Raw genomic sequence first — 1,045 nt, forward strand, 5'->3', positions numbered from 1 at the left:
TGAGCCTTTCCCTGCAACGGGCCGTCACACTCCGCGTTCGATCACTATCTGTGACGGGCGGAGGGGGGTAGGCAGGGAAACGCGGGGCCTCGGTAGGAAGTAGTCCTTCCACAGAGCAACTTCCGAGAGGTCCCGCGTCCGCGATGAGCATCCCATATGTGTCCTACCTTCCTGTCAGCGATCACACGTTCTGGGGTCTGGTCCGCCTTCTGGCCGCGGAACGTGAGCGGATCGGTACGCGGAAGGGGACCCGGGCGCTCAGCTGCGTGCGGCAGGCGACGGTCGTGCTGCGCTGGTTCTGCGACGGCGCGAAGGTCCGGAGGCTGTGTGAGGATCACGGGATCAGCCGGAGCGTGTGCTACCGGGCGATCCACGAGGGCCGTGGGCTGCTGGCCTGGCAGGCCCCTGGCCTGCGTAACGCTCTGATCGCCGCACGGTTCGCCGGTTACGACCATGTGATCGTCGATGGCACCCTCGTGGAGACCGACCGGCTGTCGATGCCCGGGCCGACGAAGGGGGTCGACCTGTGGTGGGCGAAGAAGGCCCACAACCATGCGGGCAACATCCAGGTCGTGACCGCGCCGGACGACGGTTTCCCGCTGTGGGTGTCCGACGTGCGCCCCGGCCGGGAGCACGACCTCACCGCGTTGCGCGCCTGCGGCGCGCTTGCGCTGTTGGACGAGTGGACCGGCGACGGCTGCCACCAGGTGCTGTTCGATCTTGGTTACGAAGGGTGCGCGACCCAGGAGGGTCCGCTCGCGATCCCGTTCAAGAAGCCGAAGGGCGGCGAGCTGACCGGTGATCAGAAGGGGCACAACAGGATCCACAACGCGCTGCGCGCCGTCGGTGAACGGGGGAACGCGCTGCTCAAGGGTACTTTCGGTGTCCTGCGCAACGTCACGATCGATCCCTGGAAGATCGGATCCGTGGTGAAAGCATGCCTCGTGCTGCTCCACATGGAGCACCAGCGCACCACGTAGAGATCAACGTATGCACACAGCGTTGTTGCTACCAAAGGTGACGAAAGGTTACCGGGAAAGGTTCA

At 65.4% G+C, this 1,045-nt stretch carries 1 protein-coding gene; it reads left to right on the forward strand.

Annotated features, from left to right (window positions below; all coding sequences use genetic code 11):
• Positions 1 to 143: 143 nt before the first annotated feature.
• Positions 144 to 980 (forward strand): transposase family protein, encoded by an 837-nt coding sequence (locus tag NBZ85_RS31320; protein ID WP_261560781.1) that lies wholly within the window; start codon positions 144 to 146, stop codon positions 978 to 980.
• Positions 981 to 1,045: the final 65 nt, after the last annotated feature.

It is taken from the genome of Frankia tisae (assembly GCF_025403405.1).
GTDB classification, from domain to species: domain Bacteria; phylum Actinomycetota; class Actinomycetes; order Frankiales; family Frankiaceae; genus Frankia; species Frankia tisai.

Bases quoted from the DNA above. Each gene is read 5' to 3' on its own strand.
- NBZ85_RS31320 (WP_261560781.1), top strand. From the start codon at position 144: ATGAGCATCCCATATGTGTCCTACCTTCCTGTCAGCGATCACACGTTC.